Here is an 18,544-nt window from a genome sequence, read left to right as displayed (position 1 = left end):
CTATTATTGAGCAAGAGATTATGATTAATATTACAGAAGCAGCACAGACTCACTTCTCCAAGTTATTGGAAAGCCAAGAGTCAGGAACCCAAATTCGAGTATTTGTCATTAACCCAGGCACACCAACCGCTGAGTGTGGTGTTTCTTATTGCCCTCCTGGTGCCGTAGAAGCCACCGATAAAGAGCTGAAGTTTGAAAAACTCTCTGCTTACGTTGATGAAATTAGTGCACCATTCTTAGAAGATGCTGAGATTGATTTCGTCACTGACCAATTAGGCTCTCAATTAACCTTAAAAGCACCGAATGCGAAAATGCGTAAAGTGTCTGAAGATGCGCCATTAATTGAGCGTGTTGAATACGTTTTACAGTCACAAATTAACCCACAACTAGCGAGCCATGGTGGTCGTGTTTCATTAATGGAAATCACCGAAGATGGTTTTGCTATCCTGCAATTCGGCGGCGGCTGTAACGGTTGTTCCATGGTCGATGTGACGCTGAAAGAAGGTATCGAAAAAGAATTACTGAAAATGTTCGAAGGTGAATTAAAAGGCGTTAAAGACCTGACTGAACACCAACGCGGCGAGCACTCTTTCTACTAATAGATTCTGCTCACCCGCATTTTCTACTGAGTATCGGAGTATCCTCAGCACACCTGTGGATGCTCTTTCATAACATTTCTTCTAACTTTCCGGTATTTTATGGACCATTTTGAGACACTAACACCCGAACAAGCTTATCAGCACTGGTTAGATGGCACTGCTATTCTTGTCGATGTTCGCGATCCCCAAAGTTTTCGTGCTGGTCACGCGACAGGCGCTTATCACTTAACCAATGAGTCACTTCACCCGTTTGTCGAAAAAACAGATTACGAACAAACGATTATGGTGATGTGCTACCACGGTCACAGCAGCCAAGGCGCGGCGCAATACTTAATTAATATTGGTTTTGAATCTGTATATAGTATTAATGGCGGATTTGAGGCATGGTCACGGGAATACCCACAAGCCATTACGGCGCTCTAAACGAGACAACGTATTTATGATCCACATTATCTCTTTTGAAAATCCACGGATGGCTCAAGCGTTTGTCGATTATATGGCAGGACAAAATATCCCACTACAGCTCCATCCTTCCAACGACCAACAACATTATGAACTTTGGCTAGCCGATGAGCAGCATACGGAGCAAGTACGCCAAGAGTTAGAAACCTTTTTACGTAACCCTAATGATCCCCGTTACCTCGAAGCCAGCTGGCAAACGGGTCGTACAGACGCCCAATTTCAATATCGTAACTATCTGACATTCAGTTATTTAAAACAGCAATCCGGCCCATTGACTATCGCCGTTATTTTGCTGTCTATCGCGGTCTATCTTTGGGTCACCCTGACAGATCCCCGTGTCGTTCTATACTATCTAGGTTGGCCTATTGGTGATCAGCAAAGCGAATTGTGGCGTTGGATAAGCCCAGCGTTCGTTCACTTTTCTATTTCGCACATTGGTTTCAACCTTGCGCTCTGGTGGTTTTTGGCCGGGCAAGTTGAGAAAAAAATGGGCACAGGAAAACTGTTCACCATTTTATTAGTCTCCGCATTATTCAGTAACTGGGGTCAATCCCTATTCAGTGAAAATAACTTCGGTGGCTTATCGGGTGTCGTTTATGCACTGGTTAGCTATGTTTGGCTCACTGGCGAACGTCGCCCAGAAGTCGGTATCGGCATCCCTCGCGGGCTCATGGTATTCTCGATTATCTGGTTATTCTTCGGTTACTTTGACCTGCTCGGTATGGACATTGCTAATGCCGCACATACTTCAGGGTTAATTATCGGATTATTGATGGGAATATGGGATAATAGGCTCAGTTTTAAACACCAAGGTTCCAAATAGAACATTTTATAATTAGAGGCTAATGCTGTGAAACAAACCCAGAGACATGATGCAATTGTTGAACTTGTGCGTCTTCAGGGATATGTCAGTACTGAAGAACTTGTCGAGCAGTTTGAGGTTAGCCCTCAGACCATTCGCCGAGACCTCAATGATCTTGCTGAACAAAATAAAATCCTACGACACCATGGTGGCGCAGCCTTGCCTTCGAGTTCCGTCAATACCGCCTACAATGACCGCAAAACCATGTGGTCTGAGGAAAAAGCGCGTATTGCTCAACGTGTGGCAAGCCAAATTCCTGACGGCGCAACCCTATTTATTGATATTGGTACAACCCCTGAGGCTGTCGCCCACGCATTGGTTAATCATAAAAACCTGCGCGTCGTGACCAACAACCTGAACGTCGCAACATTGCTCATGGCAAAAGAGGATTTTCGTTTGATTCTCGCAGGCGGTGAAGTTCGTTCTCGTGATGGCGGGATTGTCGGTGAAGCCACCCTCGACTTTATCTCTCAGTTTAGGCTGGATTATGGCATTCTGGGGATCAGTGGGATTGATATGGATGGCTCATTGCTTGAGTTTGATTATCATGAAGTTCGCACCAAGCGCGCGATTATTGAAAACTCTCGTCATGTCATGTTGGTTACCGACCACTCCAAATTTGGTCGAAATGCGATGGTAAATTTAGGTAATATGAATCTAATCAATACCTTGTTTACCACCCAAGCACCTCCAGCCAGTATTCTAAAGGTTATCGAACAGCATAACGTTCAATTAGAGCTCTGCTAGCCCCCCAGCTTTAACTTTCCCAATGATGGTAGCTTGTCTACCATCAATTCTTATTTTTTCCTTTCTTTTCATTCTGTTGTCATCCCTTTGTCATATTACCAATTTATTAAACAGATTAAATTTATACACAAAATGTTATTAGCATCACGCGCTTGTTATTTTTATGGATTACAGGTTGGCAGACGTACAAAATTTGATTACAATTAAATGAGCGAAAACGAACATTATAGAAAATGGTTCGAACATCTCAGGGGGATGCATGGAAACGAAAGACTTGATTGTAATTGGCGGCGGAATCAACGGCGCTGGTATTGCAGCTGATGCTGCTGGGCGTGGATTATCTGTACTGCTGCTTGAATCTCAAGACTTAGCGAGTGCAACTTCATCTGCAAGTTCGAAACTGATCCACGGTGGTTTACGCTACCTCGAACATTATGAATTTAGACTGGTGAGTGAAGCACTTGCAGAGCGTGAGGTCTTATTACGACTGGCTCCGCACATCGCATTCCCAATGCGCTTCCGTCTACCTCATCAGCCTCACTTACGCCCAGCTTGGATGATCCGTATTGGCCTATTCCTGTACGATCACTTAGGCAAACGCGTTAGCCTGCCAAGTAGCAAGAGCTTAAAATTCAACCAAAATTCTGTGTTGAAACCAGAACTAACCAAAGGTTTCGAATACTCAGATTGCTGGGTTGATGATGCGCGTTTAGTGGTATTGAACGCTCAAGAAGTAGTTCGTAAAAACGGTGAAGTTCGCACTCGCACAAAAGTGACTCGCGCATACCGTGAAAATGGTCTTTGGGTGGTTGAAGCTCAAGACTTACGTACTGGCGAAACTCATACTTGGAAAGCTAAAGGTCTAGTCAACGCAACAGGACCTTGGGTTAAAGAGTTCTTCGATGATGGCTTAAAACTGAAATCCCCTTATGGTATTCGTCTGATCAAAGGCAGCCATATTGTGGTTCCACGCGCTCACGATGAGCCACAAGCGTATATCCTGCAAAACGAAGATAACCGAATCGTCTTTGTGATCCCTTGGATGGATGAATTCTCAATTATCGGTACTACCGATGTTGAGTACAAAGGGGATCCAAAAGATGTAAAAATTGACGAAAACGAAGTCAATTATCTGCTGAAAGTGTATAACGATCACTTCAAAAAACAGCTGACCAAACAAGATATTGTGTGGGATTACTCAGGTGTTCGCCCTCTGTGTGATGACGAATCAGACTCTCCACAAGCTATCACTCGTGACTACACATTAGATGTTCACGATGAAGATGGAAAAGCGCCATTACTGTCAGTATTCGGTGGTAAATTAACCACTTACCGTAAACTGGCTGAAGCGGCTGTAGGTAAATTAGCGGCATACTATCCGCATGCTGGCGAGCCTTGGACTAAAAACGGTCAATTACCGGGTGGCGATATCGAAGGTTGTGACCGCGATGGTTACGCACGCGTATTAACCCAGCATTACCCATGGCTCCCAGAAGGCTTAGCACTGCGTTACGCAAGAACTTACGGCAGCAACAGTAAGTTGATTTTAGCGGGCGCAAACTCAGTGTCTGATTTAGGTGAAGCATTCGGCGCAAATGTCTATGAAGCCGAATTACGCTACTTGGTCGAAAATGAGTGGGTTGTAGAATTAGACGATGCAATTTGGCGTCGTACCAAATTGGGCATGTGGCTGAACGACGCTGAGAAACAGCGCATTGCACAATGGCTTGCAGAGCACACGAAAGTGGCTGTGACAGCATAATCTCGTAAGAGATACGCAGTAAGATAGAATCGTAAAAAACTCGTTGTTGTACCAAAAGCGCCTATCTGTGCCCACAGACTGGCGCTTTTACTTTTATGAACACTCTAAAAATTGAATATTGTCATCAATTCTGGATTGAATCTATTTCAATGTCGTGGACGTAATGTTATTAGGGTAAAGCTCATTTGCGATATCGCTAAATTGGCGAGCGACATGGTATAGGCGCAATATCATCTCATCCGCTTCTTGCGCTGTGATATCCGCAACATCCGCCTGCGTCATTTTAATGTCAGTCGCTCTAAACGTAATCTTTCACAGAGTTTTTTGACAACTTCACTCGGTTTACTCAAGCTTAAATCCAACATATTATGCCTTAAGTTAAAATATCGCCGTTAACACACAATATTATGGATTTAGAAGACAATTACTGAAAGTTTACTTTTTATACAGCCCATGCTTGCATCCACCTCGCAACCCTGTTTATAATTCACCCGCAATTTTGCCCCTTCTAAAGTGAGTCTTTCCGACGATGAACTAAGTCCTGCCAGAAAATATTCACAATACCTTGTTTAAGGTCATTATTTTTCTGTTCTTGGCAGACACAGTTTTCATCGCTTCTTTTTCGAAATAGGCTTTTTAAAAGAAAATGCTTCGAAAAATAATAGTGCGAAAGATAGCGTAACGTTGTCTGCCCTCTCTATTTGGAGGTCTCTATGACAATAGCTAATCCAGCTCTCGCGTGCCATTTTTCACAATTAACCATCGAGTTCGACCAATCCACACTCTTTCCGCCATTGAGTGGTAGCTTATTTCGCCAAAAAAATGCACTAATTGGTCACAATGGTCGTGGAAAATCCGTATTAATGCGATTACTTGCCGAACAACTCACCCCCACTCACGGTAAAGTTGATTGGCATTTACCGATAATTCATGTGGATCAACTCAACCGCTTAACGGGTAATACCATTGCTCAAGCACTAGGTATTGATGCACTTTGGCAAGCCTTTTTATGCATTGAACAAGGTCTTGGCACCATGACCGATTTCGAGCTAACGGAAGATAATTGGCATCTGCCTGCAACATGGGAAATGCTGTTAGCGTCTGCGCAGCTAACAGCATCAATGGATGCCACTATAGAACAACTCAGCGGTGGTGAACGCACTCGCCTAGCGTTATGTGGTGCATTTTTATATCCTGACCATTTTCTTTTACTCGACGAACCCGACAACCACCTTGACCAACAAGGACGCCATTGGCTAAGTGAAAAGCTCAGTCAGCACAAAGCTGGCTGTTTAGTCATCAGCCATAACCGCCATCTTCTTGAAGAAATGAACGCTATTTTTGAATTAACCGATAAAGGCTTAGTGGAATACGGTGGAAATTACACCCTGTATGATGAGCAAAAAACCTTTGCTATCAATGCGATTGAAGCAGAAGGCGAACAACTCGAAAAGCAGATCCGCCAAGAGAAAAAACAGCAGCAAGCCACCCTACAAAAAGCTGCTCAGCGACGCAAGCAAGGTGAAAGCATTCGCTATGGCGGTTCCCAATCCTTATTGTTACTCGATATGCAGAAAAATAGATCCGAAAAAAGGCAATCTAGTGTAGCGGAGCGTCACCAGCGTGTATTAGGCGAATTACAACATCAACATCAGCAAAATCAAGACAAAGTTAGCCATATTCAGCCTCAAAAGATGGTACTCAGTTACCGAAGCGAAGGTGGAAAAATGCGCATTTTTGTCTCCCAATTGACACTACCTTATGGGCAAACGGCACCACTCTCATTTACCGCCTATAGCGGTGAACATTGGCATATTCAAGGACGCAATGGCTCTGGAAAATCCACCCTATTAAAAGTGTTGGCAAATCAGTTGCAGGCGCTGTCTGGAGAATGTCGCATCAGCGGTGATTTTTGCTATTTAGACCAACATCTGAATCTTTTGGATAAGTCATTACCCGTTGCCGAGGCACTCTATCAATATCAGCCAGCGATTTCCGTAGAGCAGTGGAGAACTCAATTGGGTATGTTACGTATTCGAGGGGATAAATCGTTACTGCCGTTGTGCCAGCTCAGTGGTGGCGAGCAGCTCAAAGCGACACTCCTAGCTTTGACGCATAGCTCTCATCCTCCCGCCGTTTTACTGCTCGATGAGCCAGATAATCACTTAGATTTAGATTCAAAACAGCTGTTGGAAGGGCTATTACGGGATTACCAAGGGACGCTGTTACTGGTTTCTCATGATGAGGCATTTGTGGAGCAATGCAATATTACCCATTACTTACCACTAGGCAGTTAATAAAGATTAAATAATGAGCTGTATGGGCTGTGCTTTACAGCCCTTTCTTAATTCACAAAGGTCTTTTTTACGCGGGCAGAAACCAGAAAATAGGGAACCCAAATCAAGCAATAAAAACTGCCATTAAAAAAGCTGGTAATGTAGCTATAGTCGATTTCGAGGTGAAACGCGACGGGAAAGGCGATGCGCGAGGCACCAATCACTGCGACATAGAGCATCATCGTAATGATAAACAACCCTTTAACCATGGATTTCTTTTTAAATACCGCAATGAACGACCCCACCATTAATGCGATAATCACCCCAAGGCTGAGCTGAACAGCATAAAATCCAGAGGCAAAACCTGACATATAAAAGTCCGATGCAGGGTTTGTTGCCAGCGACCAAGCACCTTGAACCTCAGCAATATCATTCACCATCATTTTGACCAAATTACCCAGCATATACAGCTGACCTAACAGAGGTAAAATCAGCCAGCCACCAATCCCTTGGAGGGATTTTTGAGGTTTAGTATGACTCTGCACCGGTATTTGAGCCGCGGGCAATGATTCGGGATTAGATGATAAATTCACATCCATAGTAATAACCTTTTTATTCTTTACGTTCTTTGAGTTTTTCTTCGATAAAAGCTTTCAGTACCAATGCCTGATTATGTTGCGTATCTTTGGCGCTATATAACAACGTGATGTCCCCTTGCTGCGCTTTCGCAAATACAGCGTGCCATGCATCATTTTGCTGTAGTTCTTGCTGATATTGCGTTACAAACTGCTCAAACTGGTCAGTATGTTGATGAAACCATTTGCGCAATTCATTGGAGGGCGCAACCGCTTTGTTCCATTCATCACACTGCAAATCTACCTTTTTGATCCCACGAGGCCACAGTCTATCCACCAAAATGCGATAACCATCTTGAGGGCTACAAGGGTCATAGACTCGTTTACAGTAAATCATCAGCAGGCTCCACAGTCATTGGGGTTTACTAATTAATAAACGTATTGCGAACACGCACAGAGACAAAAAAGTAAGGCACCCAGACGAAACAACCAAATAACCCTCGTATCAATTCACGAATATCATTGGAATCTATTTCGAGGTCTAACAATTGATTGGCAAGCACCAAATCAAAAACCATCACAGCCAATGAAAAAATTTGGAAAAAGGCATACACCTTAATAATTAATTTTTTCTTAGTGAAAAAGAGATAACAAAGATACAGAACTGTACCGTAAATAATCGCGTTACCAACCGTTTCAAAATATATCACTTCTTTGAATAACGGAATGAAATAGTCTGAACCTGGGGACGTCAATTCGCTCCAGTATTCAATCACTTCTTGATTATGATGCCAAAGTCTAAACGGCATAAATAGTGCCGAAAAAATCACCCCAAGCAAGGGGAGAATTAACCATCCACCGATACCATTTAATTCTGGCTTAGGCTTTGGCGCAGGGAGCATTTCATTATTTTCTGCGTTCATCTTCACATCCTTGATTTAATTTATGCAGTTAATCTGCTCACCTATTTGCGCAAGAATTTGCTGAATAGGTATGGGCAAGCTAAATTAGCACATGATTATCTGAATCACCTTTTTGCTAAGCTAACATACTCTAACGGCTAAAAATGTAGCGTGTGACGTTTTTTGTCAAAAATTAACCAAAAATGAGCATAAATCAGAAGAAGACGAACTATGGCATCAACGCAATCCGTTTCTATATCACTGCCACTTCATTACCGTATTGATGATTTTTTTGCCTTTCACTTGAGGGATCCGCAAAATATCGCCGAGATTGTTGAAAAAAACACCTTGCGCAAAGGGATCATCTGGCAAGAACACGCTGCGCAAATTCGCCTATCCATTAACGGCCAAGCCACTGACAATAAACAAGCAATATTGCAGCTTGATGTTGATAATGCAGAAACATCGCCTTCCTTAAATGAGCTACACACGCTTGCGATTCATTTACTCGGATTGAATCAACCCGTTGAGCAATTTGAAGAAAAATACCTTACCCACCCAATACTGGGTAAACTGATTGCGCCACAGCGAGGTGTGCGAGTGTATCAATCCGCCACCACGTTTGAAGCGCTCGTATGGGCCATTATCGGCCAGCAAATTAGTGTTCTTGCTGCCATCGCCATCCGCCGACGTTTTATTCAAGCTGTCGGGCAGCAGCATTCATCAGGCATTTGGTGCTTTCCCACCGTCGCCTCAGTCATCAATGTGGACGATGAAATTTTACGGCAAGCGGGTTTTTCTCTTGGAAAAATCATCGCCTTACGCGGGCTGTGTGCCGCTATTCAGGCGGGTGAATTAGACCTAGACAACGCCGTTACCCCTGAAAACGTCCATGAGGTCACCGAAAAATTGCTGGCTATCAAAGGTATTGGACCTTGGACAGTAAGTTATGGATTGCTGCGCGGATTTAATTACCTAGATGGTTCCCTGCATGGGGATGTTGCCGTACGACGCAATTTACAAACTTTATTAGCTCAAGATGCGCAACCATCTGCGAAAGAAACCCAACAATGGCTAGCCCAATTTGCACCGTGGCGAGCACTGATTGCCGCTCATCTTTGGCGCAGCCAATCCGCTGCAGGATATTAAACAAAAATCCCTAATCCAGTACGCTGAATTAGGGATTTATTTATGATGCTACTCGATTAGATAGTGATTAACGCAACCAGTTGGTTTTCACCAATTGCACCACTTCATCACCGCGACCGCTCATAATTGCCTTCAGCATATATAAGCTAAAACCTTTGGCTTCTTGCGCTTCAATCTCTGGAGGCATTGAAAGCTCTTGCTTCGCCGTCAATACATCCACAACAACTGGGCCATCATGAGCAAAAGCTTCTTTCAGCGCACCGTCCAGATCTTCACTTTTCTCAACGCGAATACCTTTGATACCTGCCGCATTGGCAATTGCTGCAAAGTTTGGATTCTGTAAATCGGTGCCCGCAGTCATAAAGCCTGCAACCTTCATTTCCATCGCCACAAAGCCCAATACGCCGTTGTTATGAATGATGATTTTTACTGGTAATTTCATCTGCGACAGCGAAATAAAGTCACCCATCAACATACTGAAACCACCATCGCCACACATTGCAACCACTTGGCGATTTTTATCAACCGCTTGCGCACCAATCGCTTGTGGCATTGCGTTTGCCATCGAACCATGGTTAAACGAACCGATCAGGCGACGTTTACCGTTCATTTTCAAGTAACGCGCAGCCCACACCGTTGGTGTGCCCACATCGCAGGTAAAGATAGTATCGTCGTTCGCCAGCTCGCTCAGCTTGGTGGCTAAATATTGTGGATGGATCAGCCCTTCATGGCCCGGCTTAGCTAAATCATCCAGCCCTTTACGCGCCTCGGCATAGTGCTTCAGTGCACCATCCAAATGTTTACGATTCTGCTTCGCCGTTAAATGTGGCTGTAGGGCAGTCAATGTCTCCTTAATATCCCCGATTAGCCCCATATCAATATGGCAATGGGAGCCTAAGCTTCCGGCATTCAGGTCAATTTGAATAATTTTCGCGTCTGTTGGGTAGAACGGACGATATGGGAATTGGGTACCTAACAACACAACGGTATCCGCATTCATCATTGCGTGGTAGCCTGATGAAAAACCGATTAACCCTGTCATTCCCACACTATTTGGGTTATCCCACTCAATATGCTCTTTACCACGCAACGCATGTACCACTGGCGCATTCAAAGTTTCTGCCAGTTTCACCACTTCATCATGAGCGCCAGCACAGCCATTACCGCAGAACAACGTGATGTTTTCTGACTGATTCAGTGCTTCTGCTAATTTTTCAATTTCAGGACGCTGAGGCATGATCAGAGGTGCTTGTGGCTGATACCACTCTTCTTTCGCCGATTCTGGTGCATCTTTCAGGGCGATATCACCCGGAATAACGACAACGGAAACGCCTTTATTCAGGATCGCTTTACGCATCGCTATGCCCAGAACTTGTTGAATTTGCTCAGGGTTAGTCACCATTTCACAATAGTGGCTACATTCACGGAACAGTTCTGTTGGATGGGTTTCTTGGAAGTAATTACTACCGATTTCACTCGATGGGATATGCGCAGCAATGGCTAATACAGGTACACGGTTACGATGGCAATCATACAATCCGTTGATTAAGTGCATGTTTCCAGGTCCACAAGAACCCGCACACACCGCTAACTCACCCGTTAGTTGCGCTTCTGCGCCCGCGGCAAATGCAGCCACTTCTTCATGACGGGTACCTAACCACTCAATAGACTCTTGCTTACGTAGACTATCCGTTAAACCGTTTAATGAGTCCCCAGTGACTCCCCAGATGCGCTTAACACCTGCGTTATCCAGTACTTTCGCAATATAGGATGCAATACTCTGTTTTTTCATAATGGCACTCTTTTTAAGTCGGATTAAATTCAGTTTATTCTTGTTAACCGCTACATATTTAACAAGCGATGCTGCTCTTAAAATACTTCCCGTAATATTCTTTCAATTCTAACTAAATCAATTCACCATTCCTACCAATGCAGTACATTCAAAAACAGAACAAGATATTCATCCGCGAATATCGAAAGAAGAATGAGATAACAGGACAAATTTAAGGTCGTAAAAAGAGGGTTAGTTTCAGTTATGAACAACCCAGCAAAATCCCGTTTATTTTGCACGTATCGAAAATCATAAATCTCTTTATATTTTCCAAAGAACGATTCCGAATTGATAACCTGCACCTAACGTCCAAAATAAGACAATATCTTCATCACGGAGTAAATTCTTTTTCTGGTGGCAATAATAAGCAATAAATGGGCTAGTTGCCCCTGTATAACCATATTCATCCGCAATATATTCTATTTTTTTATTAGGAATATTTAATGCTTCTGCCAATTCTGAAATATTGCTTTTCATTACCTGAGAGAAGAAAAAACAACTTATATCATCAATAGTTAACCCATTACTTTTTAATAATTTGTCAATGTGATAAATAGCATGAGGCAAACACTCTTTTGTTGTAAATTTACCCCAGTAAATTTTCTCATCTTGCATATTTTGGCTCTGTGAAAAACCATGCTTAGGAAAACGGGTCTCCCGGCAAAAATTCGAATCCGTATAATAAAAGCTATCCATCAAACCAGAGCTTGTCCCGTTTTGTACTTTTTCTAATGTCATAGCAACTGCTGCATCCCCAAAGAGAACCGATGGGAATAGCTCATTTTGATTACATAGATTTGAAAGATGGTCCGAGGCAACAATAAGGGCTTTTTTAGCTGTTTTTTTCATCTTTAGTATGATTGCAGCCTGCTCGAATGCCATTAACATTCCGAGGCAATTACCGTTAATATCAATACATACACACTCATTTTTTAAGGCTAAATGATGATGTAAATATAGGGCATTAAGTGGTGACAAATATTCCATCGTCGTTGAGGCAAATATCAAAACATCGATATCCTTATCACTCATTGAGGCTAATGCATTAATCGACATCGTCAACGCATTTTCATCAGGCTGGATCGTGATATATCGCTGCCTCTGCCCAAAATCATTCAATAATTCCGGTAAATTTTTGATATTTGGATACTTATCAAAATAATATTGGTTATTCCTAATATTTTCAGGATGGTAGATATGAATAGATGAAATTTTTATTGCCTCATTCATTGCATTTCCCTTATTTGTATTAGTTTACCCCCATGGTATAATCCACCAATTAATAAAAAACAATCAACACAAACCACCACATTTTACATTTTGTCGATATTATTGTATTATTGAATCATATTTGACTATCTAAAGGTGATATTTTTGCTTTATTTCAAAAACATAATAAATCAGTATTTCCCTATCAATACACTTCGTTATAAAAACTTGATATAGCTTATTCAACAAGCTTCTTAATCAATAAATTTCCATTCAATTAGTTTAGATACTGCATTTAATTATCCATACTAATTTTCATTATTTGCAGATTGTCCGAGCAAATCGGATCGGGAAACCCACATCTTAAAATTCAAATAAGAGGATGGTTCCATGAAGATCAGAAAGAAAAAAGAAAAACCATTAAATATCAACGATATTACAATTATTGATGATGGAAAATTGAAAAAAGCAATCACAGCGGCTTCGCTGGGTAATGCGATGGAATGGTTCGACTTCGGTGTTTACGGCTTCTTAGCCTATGTACTGGGTCAAGTCTTCTTTCCGGACGCATCACCGAGCGTTCAGATGATTGCGGCGTTAGCCACCTTCTCCGTACCTTTCTTGGTTAGACCCCTTGGGGGCGTTGTCTTCGGTATTCTCGGGGATAAATACGGTCGACAAAAAGTGCTGTCCATGACCATTATTATTATGGCAATCAGTACCTTCTGTATCGGTCTGATCCCATCATACGAGAAAATTGGTATTTGGGCGCCTATCTTATTACTGCTCGCTAAATTGGCTCAAGGTTTCTCAGTAGGTGGTGAATATTCCGGTGCAGCCATCTTTGTTGCTGAATATTCCCCTGACCGTAAGCGTGGCTTTATGGGCAGTTGGTTAGACTTCGGTTCTATCGCAGGTTTTGTGATGGGTGCAGGTGTCGTCGTACTGATTTCAAGCCTTGTCGGAGAAGCTAACTTCCACGATTGGGGATGGAGAATTCCGTTCTTCTTAGCCTTACCGTTAGGTATTATCGGTCTCTATTTACGTCATTCATTGGAAGAAACCCCTGCATTCCAGCAACATATTGAAAGCTTAGAGCAGCAAGACAAAGCCAATATCCAGAACCCACCGAAAGTCTCTTTCCGTGAAGTTGCATCTAAATATTGGAAAAGCTTGATGATTTGTGTCGGCTTAGTTATCGCCACTAACGTGACGTACTATATGCTGCTGACCTATATGCCGAGCTATTTGTCCCATAATTTGAACTACTCGACCGACCACGGTGTGTTGATTATTATCGCTATTATGATTGGTATGCTGTTTGTTCAGCCAATCATTGGTTTAGCCAGTGACAAAATTGGTCGCCGACCTTTTGTGATCATGGGCAGCGTAGGGTTAATTGTGTTGGCTTACCCCGCATTTATGATGATTAATAGCGGCTCTGTTGGCTTAATTTTTGTCGGATTGTTGATTCTTGCAGTATTACTCAACTGCTTTACAGGGGTGATGGCATCGATTTTACCGGCTATTTTCCCTACCCATATTCGTTATAGTGCATTAGCCATCGCTTTTAATATTTCGGTATTAATTGCGGGTGCAACACCAACAGCGGCGGCATGGTTAGTTGAAGCGACTAATGACTTGTATATGCCTGCATATTATCTGATAGTCATTGCATTAATTGGTCTGTATACCGGTATTAGAATGCCAGAAACGGCCAATAAACCACTGCGTGGTGCAACACCGGCGGCCTCAGATAAAGCGGAGGCAAAAGAAATTTTGAGTGAGCATTTTGACAATATCGAACAGAAAGTTGAAGATATCGAGCAACAAATTGCCGAGCTGGAAAAACAGCGCCAATCGCTAATCAACCAGCACCCAAAATTAGATTAACCCTTAAAAAACAGCGAGGAAAGCGATGTCGGCTTGTCACTTAGTTTGGTTTCGCAACGATCTACGAGTCACCGATAATAAAGCGCTTACCTTTGCTTGTGAGGATCCTACTGCCACTGTGATTGGCGTCTATATTGCGACGCCAGAACAGTGGGCAACTCACAACGTATCACCAAGGCAAATTGCCTTTTTGCATCAAAACCTGGTGGAGCTACAACACGCTTTAGCGAAACGGGGCATTCCCCTGATTTGCCATACCGCGGCAACCTTTGCGGATTCCGTGAAATGGTTGCTGGATTTTGCCCAACAGCAAAATGCCACAGGGTTATATTTCAATCACCAGTACGAGTTAAATGAACGCTTGAGGGATGAACAGTTACGCCAGCAGTCGCAACATCTGAATATTTTCACCTATGATGATGCGCTATTACTTCCGCCAGGTTCAGTGACGACCCAAAAAGAGGATATGTACCAAGTCTATACCCCGTTTCGGCGCGCCTTTTTGAGCCAATTGCTGATGAGTGATTTTCGCTCGTTTCCTGCACCCAAACCACGGGGAGCCGCGTTAACCGTTGAAAATACACCTCCACTTTTTGCTCATCAACCTGTTGAAACTTCATCGCAATTTATTGCCGGAGAGCAAGCTGCATTAGCGAAGTTACGGCAGTTTTGCAGCGAGCGCGTACAAGATTACCAACGCGACCGAGATATTCCCGCCATTGATGGTACTAGCCAATTATCCCCGTATTTAGCCCTTGGGGTGCTTTCACCTCGCCAATGTGTGAATCGCTTATTGGCAGAGAACCCGCAGGTTTTTGACTCCCAAGAAAGTGGCGGTTTTAGCTGGCTAAATGAATTAATTTGGCGAGAATTTTATAGTCATCTACTGGTCGCTTTTCCACGCCTTTGTCGCCACCAGCCATTTATTAAATGGACGCAACATATTCAATGGAATCCTGATGACGCTATATTTTCGGCATGGAAAAGTGGACAAACAGGCTACCCAATTGTGGATGCCGCCATGCGCCAGCTCAACCAAACAGGCTGGATGCATAACCGACTACGGATGATTGTGGCGAGTTTTTTAGTCAAGGATTTGCTAGTCGATTGGCGCAAAGGCGAGCACTACTTTATGAGCCAGTTAATCGATGGCACTTTGGCGGCGAATAATGGCGGCTGGCAATGGTCAGCGTCAACGGGGGTTGATGCCTCGCCGTGGTTCCGTATTTTTAACCCAACCACTCAGGGGAAAAAATTCGATCCACAAGGCACGTTTATCCGCGAGTGGCTTCCCGAACTTCGCGATGTTCCCGAGACGTTTATTCACGAACCCCATACATGGGCTGAATCTCACCAAGTCTCTCTGAATTATCCAACCCCCATCGTTGACCATAAGCAAGCACGGCTGATGACGCTGGAAGCGTTTGAGGCAGGAAAGCAGGCTGTATAGCGTTAGTTTTGCCATTTTTTCACGAGCTCCATACTGATATAACGCTTCCTTTTCATTTTCTGAAACATCCTTATTTCCTCAATCTATAATTCTACCTTATCTAAAATTCAGACTAAGTCTAAATCAATTAAATGGTGAATTTGAGTTAATCTCACTATACGGTCTTAATGAGGTCATAACATTTTAAGATTGAAGCCTGCTGCTAAAAGGAGATGCTCGGATGCCAGAAAATAATTACATTGGAAGTGCAAGTAGCCGAACAAATATAGGAACATCAACGACAACGGTTTATGTCACCGTCCCGAAACTACGATTTTTCATGGAGCCTAGAGCGCTATCTTTTGCTCCTGCTCAATCTATCCCGCTTTCTCCACCAGCAACCTCAATATCAAAACCATCAATATCCCCGAAAGATGCCTTAGATGTTTTAACTCAGGTAGTTAAAGCGCCAAATCCGATGACGATATTATTGATGGGTCTCTTTTACTCACCGAGTGTGGGTGATGCGACAATGGACCGTATTTTTATTGGTCGTCCTCTTGAGAAGCGACTCATTTTTGGTGGTTTTTCTCGTTCTGCATCAACGGTATCTACCTATGACTATACGTCGGAAGCTTTTTTAAGAGAAATAGCTGCGGCAAAAAGTACGGTAACAACCCGTGTTCGTTTTCGAGTCATAGTAGACGAAGAGACGGGAAACCCGAAAATTGCTGGGTATGAAGTGGATGAAAAAAGTGGATTAGATAGGGTAAGAGTCCGCTTTGCTGAAATTCATGAGGATGGCACGGCGACATTTTCAGACCCTGAGTTTAAAGGGCAATTTTTTTGGGATCTCAAAGAGAATACGGTGGAATACAATGATTACACCGCTCAAGAAGTCGCAGAAAAACCAATATTAGGTTTTCAGTCCGTTAAATTTAGTTTAGATAACGGACGTCGGGAAAGCATCGTTCATGATGGTGGTGAAATTGGACATACATCCCCACCAACCCCTTTACCTGAACCGCAAAAAATTTGGAGTTTGCCAAATCCCATTCCCGATATTGAAAAACCAGAAATAACCGTAAGTCCGATACCCGAGCAATCAACGGGATGGATTGAATGGGTGCCTATTCACGAAACGGATTTTAATGATTATGTGATTGTCGATCCTCGAGGGGAAGTACCTGCAATCTATGTGTTTTTTCAAAAAGAGCCAGTCGATGATTTGGAAGTGGATTATTACGATAATTTTAAAGGGCGCCCTAGAAAAGATTTGTATGAAGTTGACCATCTGCCATCTCAAGCTGCTATTAAGCTCTATTTAATTAAAAAATATCCTGATATTTCAAAGGAAAAGCTCGATATAATGTTAGGGCAAGTAGCATCAATTGCTATCCCTAAAGAAGTTCATCGGAAATGCAGTGAAACTTACGGTGGACGAAATAACAGTTGGGTTGATCTTGACGATGGCTCATCACTACGTCGAAAGGTATTCGATGCACAAAATTTACGAGAAGCCGTTGAGCGAAATTGGGCAGCTAACCGAGAATGTTTGGAAAATGAAGGTTACGATAACAAATTACTGGATGAAAAATTAGACAAAATACACGAGCTAAACGAAGCAAAAGGATTATACAAATGAGTGTAAATATTGAAGCGTTAGTACAACGGTTAGGGGATACCTATGATGAACTTTATCGTGACGGGTTAATCCCTTATAAAACAAAACCTCAAGGCAACTCTGGAGATGATGATTTAAGCCTGAGAATGACAAAAGAGTATGTATTTTTATCTTTTGATAATCCATCTAAAAAATTATCACAGATTACGATGACGTTGATCCCTGATAATGTCAAAAATCAATGGGTTTTCCCAAATAAAATACCTTTTGGATTAGAACAAGTCATGACTGACCGCTGGTTTTATGCACACATAGGTGACCCTATAAGAGTTGCCCCAGAAAAAGTAGTTATGGGCTTTGAATTTGGTAAATCAGAAGTATTTATTTTAAATGATTCAAGTCTGAAGAAAAAAACATCTATTTTGGTCAGTTATCATCCTGTAATGAAAGGTTTTGCACAATCAGTAACATTTGAGTTGTTAGATAACTTAGAAAAACGCTGGAAAGTAGATCATTACAAATGAGTGTAAATATTGAAACGTTAGTACAACGGTTAAGGGATACCTATGATGAACTTTGTCACGACGGGTTAATCCCTTATAAAACAAAACCTCAAGGCAACTCTGGAGATGATGTATTAACACTTAGAATGTCAAAGGAATATACATTTTTAGCATTTGATAATCCGTCCAAAAAATTATCACAGATTACTATGACTCTCATACCAGATAATAAGCGTAATGGGTGGATTTTCCGAACCAAATTCCCTTTGGATTAGAGCAAGTGATGTCTTATGTTTGGTTTTATGAGCATATAGGCAATCCAATAAGGCAAGCTCCTGAAGATGTTATTTTGGGTATTCCTATAGGAAAAACAGAGGTATTTAAACTAAGCATTACAACGCAATCTATGGAGCCTATAGCTATGATTGTGAGCTTTCATCCCGAGATGAAAACGCTTGCTCAAGAAGTTACTTTTGAAGTATTAGCGAATTTAGAAAAACGCTGGAAAGTAGATCATTACAAATGAGTGTAAACATTGAAGCGTTAGTACAACGGTTAGGGGATACCTATGATGAGCTTTATCGCGACGGGTTAATCCCTTATAAAACTAAGCCCCAAGGGAATTCAGCTCATGATATCCACACTCCCTGCCCTTATTTCCCCCCAATCCCCAATTTGATCAATCCTAAATAGAAATTACTGGTTATGATAACTAGACAAC

18 protein-coding genes and 1 pseudogene are annotated in these 18,544 nt (G+C 42.5%); 13 read left to right on the top strand and 6 right to left on the bottom strand.

Annotated features, from left to right (window positions below):
- Positions 1-20: 20 nt before the first annotated feature.
- The 5 genes from nfuA (at position 21) to glpD (ending at position 4,432) form a co-directional block, all read left to right on the top strand.
- Positions 21-599, top strand: coding sequence for a Fe-S biogenesis protein NfuA (gene nfuA / locus GKR48_RS01270; protein ID WP_036948432.1), 579 nt, complete (start codon positions 21-23; stop codon positions 597-599).
- Positions 600-698: 99 nt separating this feature from the next.
- Positions 699-1,022: a thiosulfate sulfurtransferase GlpE gene (gene glpE, locus GKR48_RS01265; RefSeq protein ID WP_036948430.1), complete on the top strand. Its 324-nt coding sequence runs from the start codon at positions 699-701 to the stop codon at positions 1,020-1,022.
- A 16-nt stretch (positions 1,023-1,038) separates the two neighbouring features.
- Entirely contained in the window at positions 1,039-1,884 is an 846-nt protein-coding gene (glpG, locus tag GKR48_RS01260) for a rhomboid family intramembrane serine protease GlpG (RefSeq protein WP_154626369.1), read from the top strand.
- Positions 1,885-1,911: 27 nt separating this feature from the next.
- Positions 1,912-2,670 (top strand): DeoR/GlpR family transcriptional regulator, encoded by a 759-nt coding sequence (locus tag GKR48_RS01255; RefSeq protein WP_036948423.1) that lies wholly within the window; start codon positions 1,912-1,914, stop codon positions 2,668-2,670.
- A gap of 259 nt (positions 2,671-2,929) precedes the next feature.
- Positions 2,930-4,432, top strand: coding sequence for a glycerol-3-phosphate dehydrogenase (gene glpD / locus GKR48_RS01250; RefSeq protein ID WP_154626367.1), 1,503 nt, complete (start codon positions 2,930-2,932; stop codon positions 4,430-4,432).
- 141 nt (positions 4,433-4,573) lie between these two features.
- On the opposite strand, the gene GKR48_RS01245 is transcribed toward glpD, so the two are convergent.
- Entirely contained in the window at positions 4,574-4,714 is a 141-nt protein-coding gene (locus GKR48_RS01245; protein ID WP_154626365.1) for a hypothetical protein, read from the bottom strand.
- A gap of 431 nt (positions 4,715-5,145) precedes the next feature.
- Here GKR48_RS01245 and GKR48_RS01235 point away from each other — a divergent pair, with 431 nt between their 5' ends.
- Positions 5,146-6,729 (top strand): ATP-binding cassette domain-containing protein, encoded by a 1,584-nt coding sequence (locus GKR48_RS01235; RefSeq protein WP_154626363.1) that lies wholly within the window; start codon positions 5,146-5,148, stop codon positions 6,727-6,729.
- A 47-nt stretch (positions 6,730-6,776) separates the two neighbouring features.
- On the opposite strand, the gene GKR48_RS01230 is transcribed toward GKR48_RS01235, so the two are convergent.
- The 3 genes from GKR48_RS01230 to GKR48_RS01220 are packed head-to-tail and all read right to left on the bottom strand — an operon-like array spanning position 6,777 to position 8,206.
- Complete coding sequence (locus GKR48_RS01230; RefSeq protein ID WP_154626361.1) at positions 6,777-7,307, bottom strand: DUF2569 family protein; 531 nt, start codon at positions 7,305-7,307, stop codon at positions 6,777-6,779.
- A 13-nt stretch (positions 7,308-7,320) separates the two neighbouring features.
- A complete protein-coding gene (locus tag GKR48_RS01225) occupies positions 7,321-7,680 on the bottom strand; it encodes a DUF488 domain-containing protein (protein ID WP_154626359.1) in 360 nt (119 codons plus the stop codon).
- Positions 7,681-7,708: 28 nt separating this feature from the next.
- Positions 7,709-8,206 carry a DUF2569 domain-containing protein gene (locus GKR48_RS01220; protein WP_154626357.1) on the bottom strand — a complete coding sequence of 166 codons (498 nt, stop codon included), beginning with the start codon at positions 8,204-8,206 and terminating at the stop codon, positions 7,709-7,711.
- A gap of 210 nt (positions 8,207-8,416) precedes the next feature.
- Between GKR48_RS01220 and GKR48_RS01215 the strand changes: the two genes are divergently transcribed.
- A complete protein-coding gene (locus tag GKR48_RS01215; RefSeq protein ID WP_154626355.1) occupies positions 8,417-9,334 on the top strand; it encodes a DNA-3-methyladenine glycosylase family protein in 918 nt (305 codons plus the stop codon).
- Positions 9,335-9,401: 67 nt separating this feature from the next.
- Here the strand turns inward: GKR48_RS01215 and poxB are convergent, their stop codons facing one another.
- Together poxB and GKR48_RS01205 are read right to left on the bottom strand one after the other, a co-directional pair.
- Complete coding sequence (gene poxB, locus GKR48_RS01210; protein WP_154626353.1) at positions 9,402-11,126, bottom strand: ubiquinone-dependent pyruvate dehydrogenase; 1,725 nt, start codon at positions 11,124-11,126, stop codon at positions 9,402-9,404.
- A gap of 300 nt (positions 11,127-11,426) precedes the next feature.
- Positions 11,427-12,395 carry a 3-oxoacyl-ACP synthase III family protein gene (locus tag GKR48_RS01205; RefSeq protein ID WP_154626351.1) on the bottom strand — a complete coding sequence of 323 codons (969 nt, stop codon included), beginning with the start codon at positions 12,393-12,395 and terminating at the stop codon, positions 11,427-11,429.
- A gap of 369 nt (positions 12,396-12,764) precedes the next feature.
- Between GKR48_RS01205 and proP the strand changes: the two genes are divergently transcribed.
- The 6 genes and pseudogenes from proP (at position 12,765) to GKR48_RS18280 (ending at position 18,516) form a co-directional block, all read left to right on the top strand.
- Entirely contained in the window at positions 12,765-14,267 is a 1,503-nt protein-coding gene (gene proP / locus GKR48_RS01200; RefSeq protein WP_154626349.1) for a glycine betaine/L-proline transporter ProP, read from the top strand.
- Between the two features lie 25 nt (positions 14,268-14,292).
- Positions 14,293-15,717, top strand: coding sequence for a deoxyribodipyrimidine photo-lyase (gene phrB / locus GKR48_RS01195; protein ID WP_154626347.1), 1,425 nt, complete (start codon positions 14,293-14,295; stop codon positions 15,715-15,717).
- A gap of 220 nt (positions 15,718-15,937) precedes the next feature.
- On the top strand, positions 15,938-17,341 hold the full coding sequence (locus GKR48_RS01190) for an S-type pyocin domain-containing protein (RefSeq protein WP_230088553.1): 1,404 nt from the start codon (positions 15,938-15,940) through the stop codon (positions 17,339-17,341).
- Complete coding sequence (locus GKR48_RS01185; RefSeq protein WP_154626345.1) at positions 17,338-17,844, top strand: DUF6392 family protein; 507 nt, start codon at positions 17,338-17,340, stop codon at positions 17,842-17,844. The genes GKR48_RS01190 and GKR48_RS01185 overlap by 4 nt, the downstream gene beginning before the upstream one ends.
- Positions 17,841-18,349: pseudogene (locus GKR48_RS18285) on the top strand (DUF6392 family protein). The gene GKR48_RS01185 and the pseudogene GKR48_RS18285 overlap by 4 nt, the downstream one beginning before the upstream one ends.
- A complete protein-coding gene (locus GKR48_RS18280) occupies positions 18,346-18,516 on the top strand; it encodes a DUF6392 family protein (RefSeq protein WP_336298634.1) in 171 nt (56 codons plus the stop codon). Before GKR48_RS18285 ends, GKR48_RS18280 begins: the two are co-directional and overlap by 4 nt.
- Positions 18,517-18,544 lie beyond the last annotated feature (28 nt).

Origin of the sequence: Providencia sp. wls1943 (assembly GCF_009706275.1) — a bacterium.
Lineage (GTDB): Bacteria > Pseudomonadota > Gammaproteobacteria > Enterobacterales > Enterobacteriaceae > Providencia > Providencia zhijiangensis.
This window is presented reverse-complemented; position numbering and strand designations above follow the sequence as displayed.

Excerpts from the sequence above, each read along its gene's own strand:
- nfuA (WP_036948432.1), top strand. The coding sequence starts at position 21 with ATGATTAATATTACAGAAGCAGCACAGACTCACTTCTCCAAGTTATTG.
- glpE (WP_036948430.1), top strand. The coding sequence starts at position 699 with ATGGACCATTTTGAGACACTAACACCCGAACAAGCTTATCAGCACTGG.
- glpG (WP_154626369.1), top strand. The coding sequence starts at position 1,039 with ATGATCCACATTATCTCTTTTGAAAATCCACGGATGGCTCAAGCGTTT.
- glpD (WP_154626367.1), top strand. The coding sequence starts at position 2,930 with ATGGAAACGAAAGACTTGATTGTAATTGGCGGCGGAATCAACGGCGCT.
- GKR48_RS01245 (WP_154626365.1), bottom strand. The coding sequence starts at position 4,714 with ATGACGCAGGCGGATGTTGCGGATATCACAGCGCAAGAAGCGGATGAG.
- GKR48_RS01235 (WP_154626363.1), top strand. The coding sequence starts at position 5,146 with ATGACAATAGCTAATCCAGCTCTCGCGTGCCATTTTTCACAATTAACC.
- GKR48_RS01230 (WP_154626361.1), bottom strand. The coding sequence starts at position 7,307 with ATGGATGTGAATTTATCATCTAATCCCGAATCATTGCCCGCGGCTCAA.
- GKR48_RS01225 (WP_154626359.1), bottom strand. The coding sequence starts at position 7,680 with ATGATTTACTGTAAACGAGTCTATGACCCTTGTAGCCCTCAAGATGGT.
- GKR48_RS01220 (WP_154626357.1), bottom strand. The coding sequence starts at position 8,206 with ATGAACGCAGAAAATAATGAAATGCTCCCTGCGCCAAAGCCTAAGCCA.
- GKR48_RS01215 (WP_154626355.1), top strand. The coding sequence starts at position 8,417 with ATGGCATCAACGCAATCCGTTTCTATATCACTGCCACTTCATTACCGT.
- poxB (WP_154626353.1), bottom strand. The coding sequence starts at position 11,126 with ATGAAAAAACAGAGTATTGCATCCTATATTGCGAAAGTACTGGATAAC.
- GKR48_RS01205 (WP_154626351.1), bottom strand. The coding sequence starts at position 12,395 with ATGAATGAGGCAATAAAAATTTCATCTATTCATATCTACCATCCTGAA.
- proP (WP_154626349.1), top strand. The coding sequence starts at position 12,765 with ATGAAGATCAGAAAGAAAAAAGAAAAACCATTAAATATCAACGATATT.
- phrB (WP_154626347.1), top strand. The coding sequence starts at position 14,293 with ATGTCGGCTTGTCACTTAGTTTGGTTTCGCAACGATCTACGAGTCACC.
- GKR48_RS01190 (WP_230088553.1), top strand. The coding sequence starts at position 15,938 with ATGCCAGAAAATAATTACATTGGAAGTGCAAGTAGCCGAACAAATATA.
- GKR48_RS01185 (WP_154626345.1), top strand. The coding sequence starts at position 17,338 with ATGAGTGTAAATATTGAAGCGTTAGTACAACGGTTAGGGGATACCTAT.
- GKR48_RS18280 (WP_336298634.1), top strand. The coding sequence starts at position 18,346 with ATGAGTGTAAACATTGAAGCGTTAGTACAACGGTTAGGGGATACCTAT.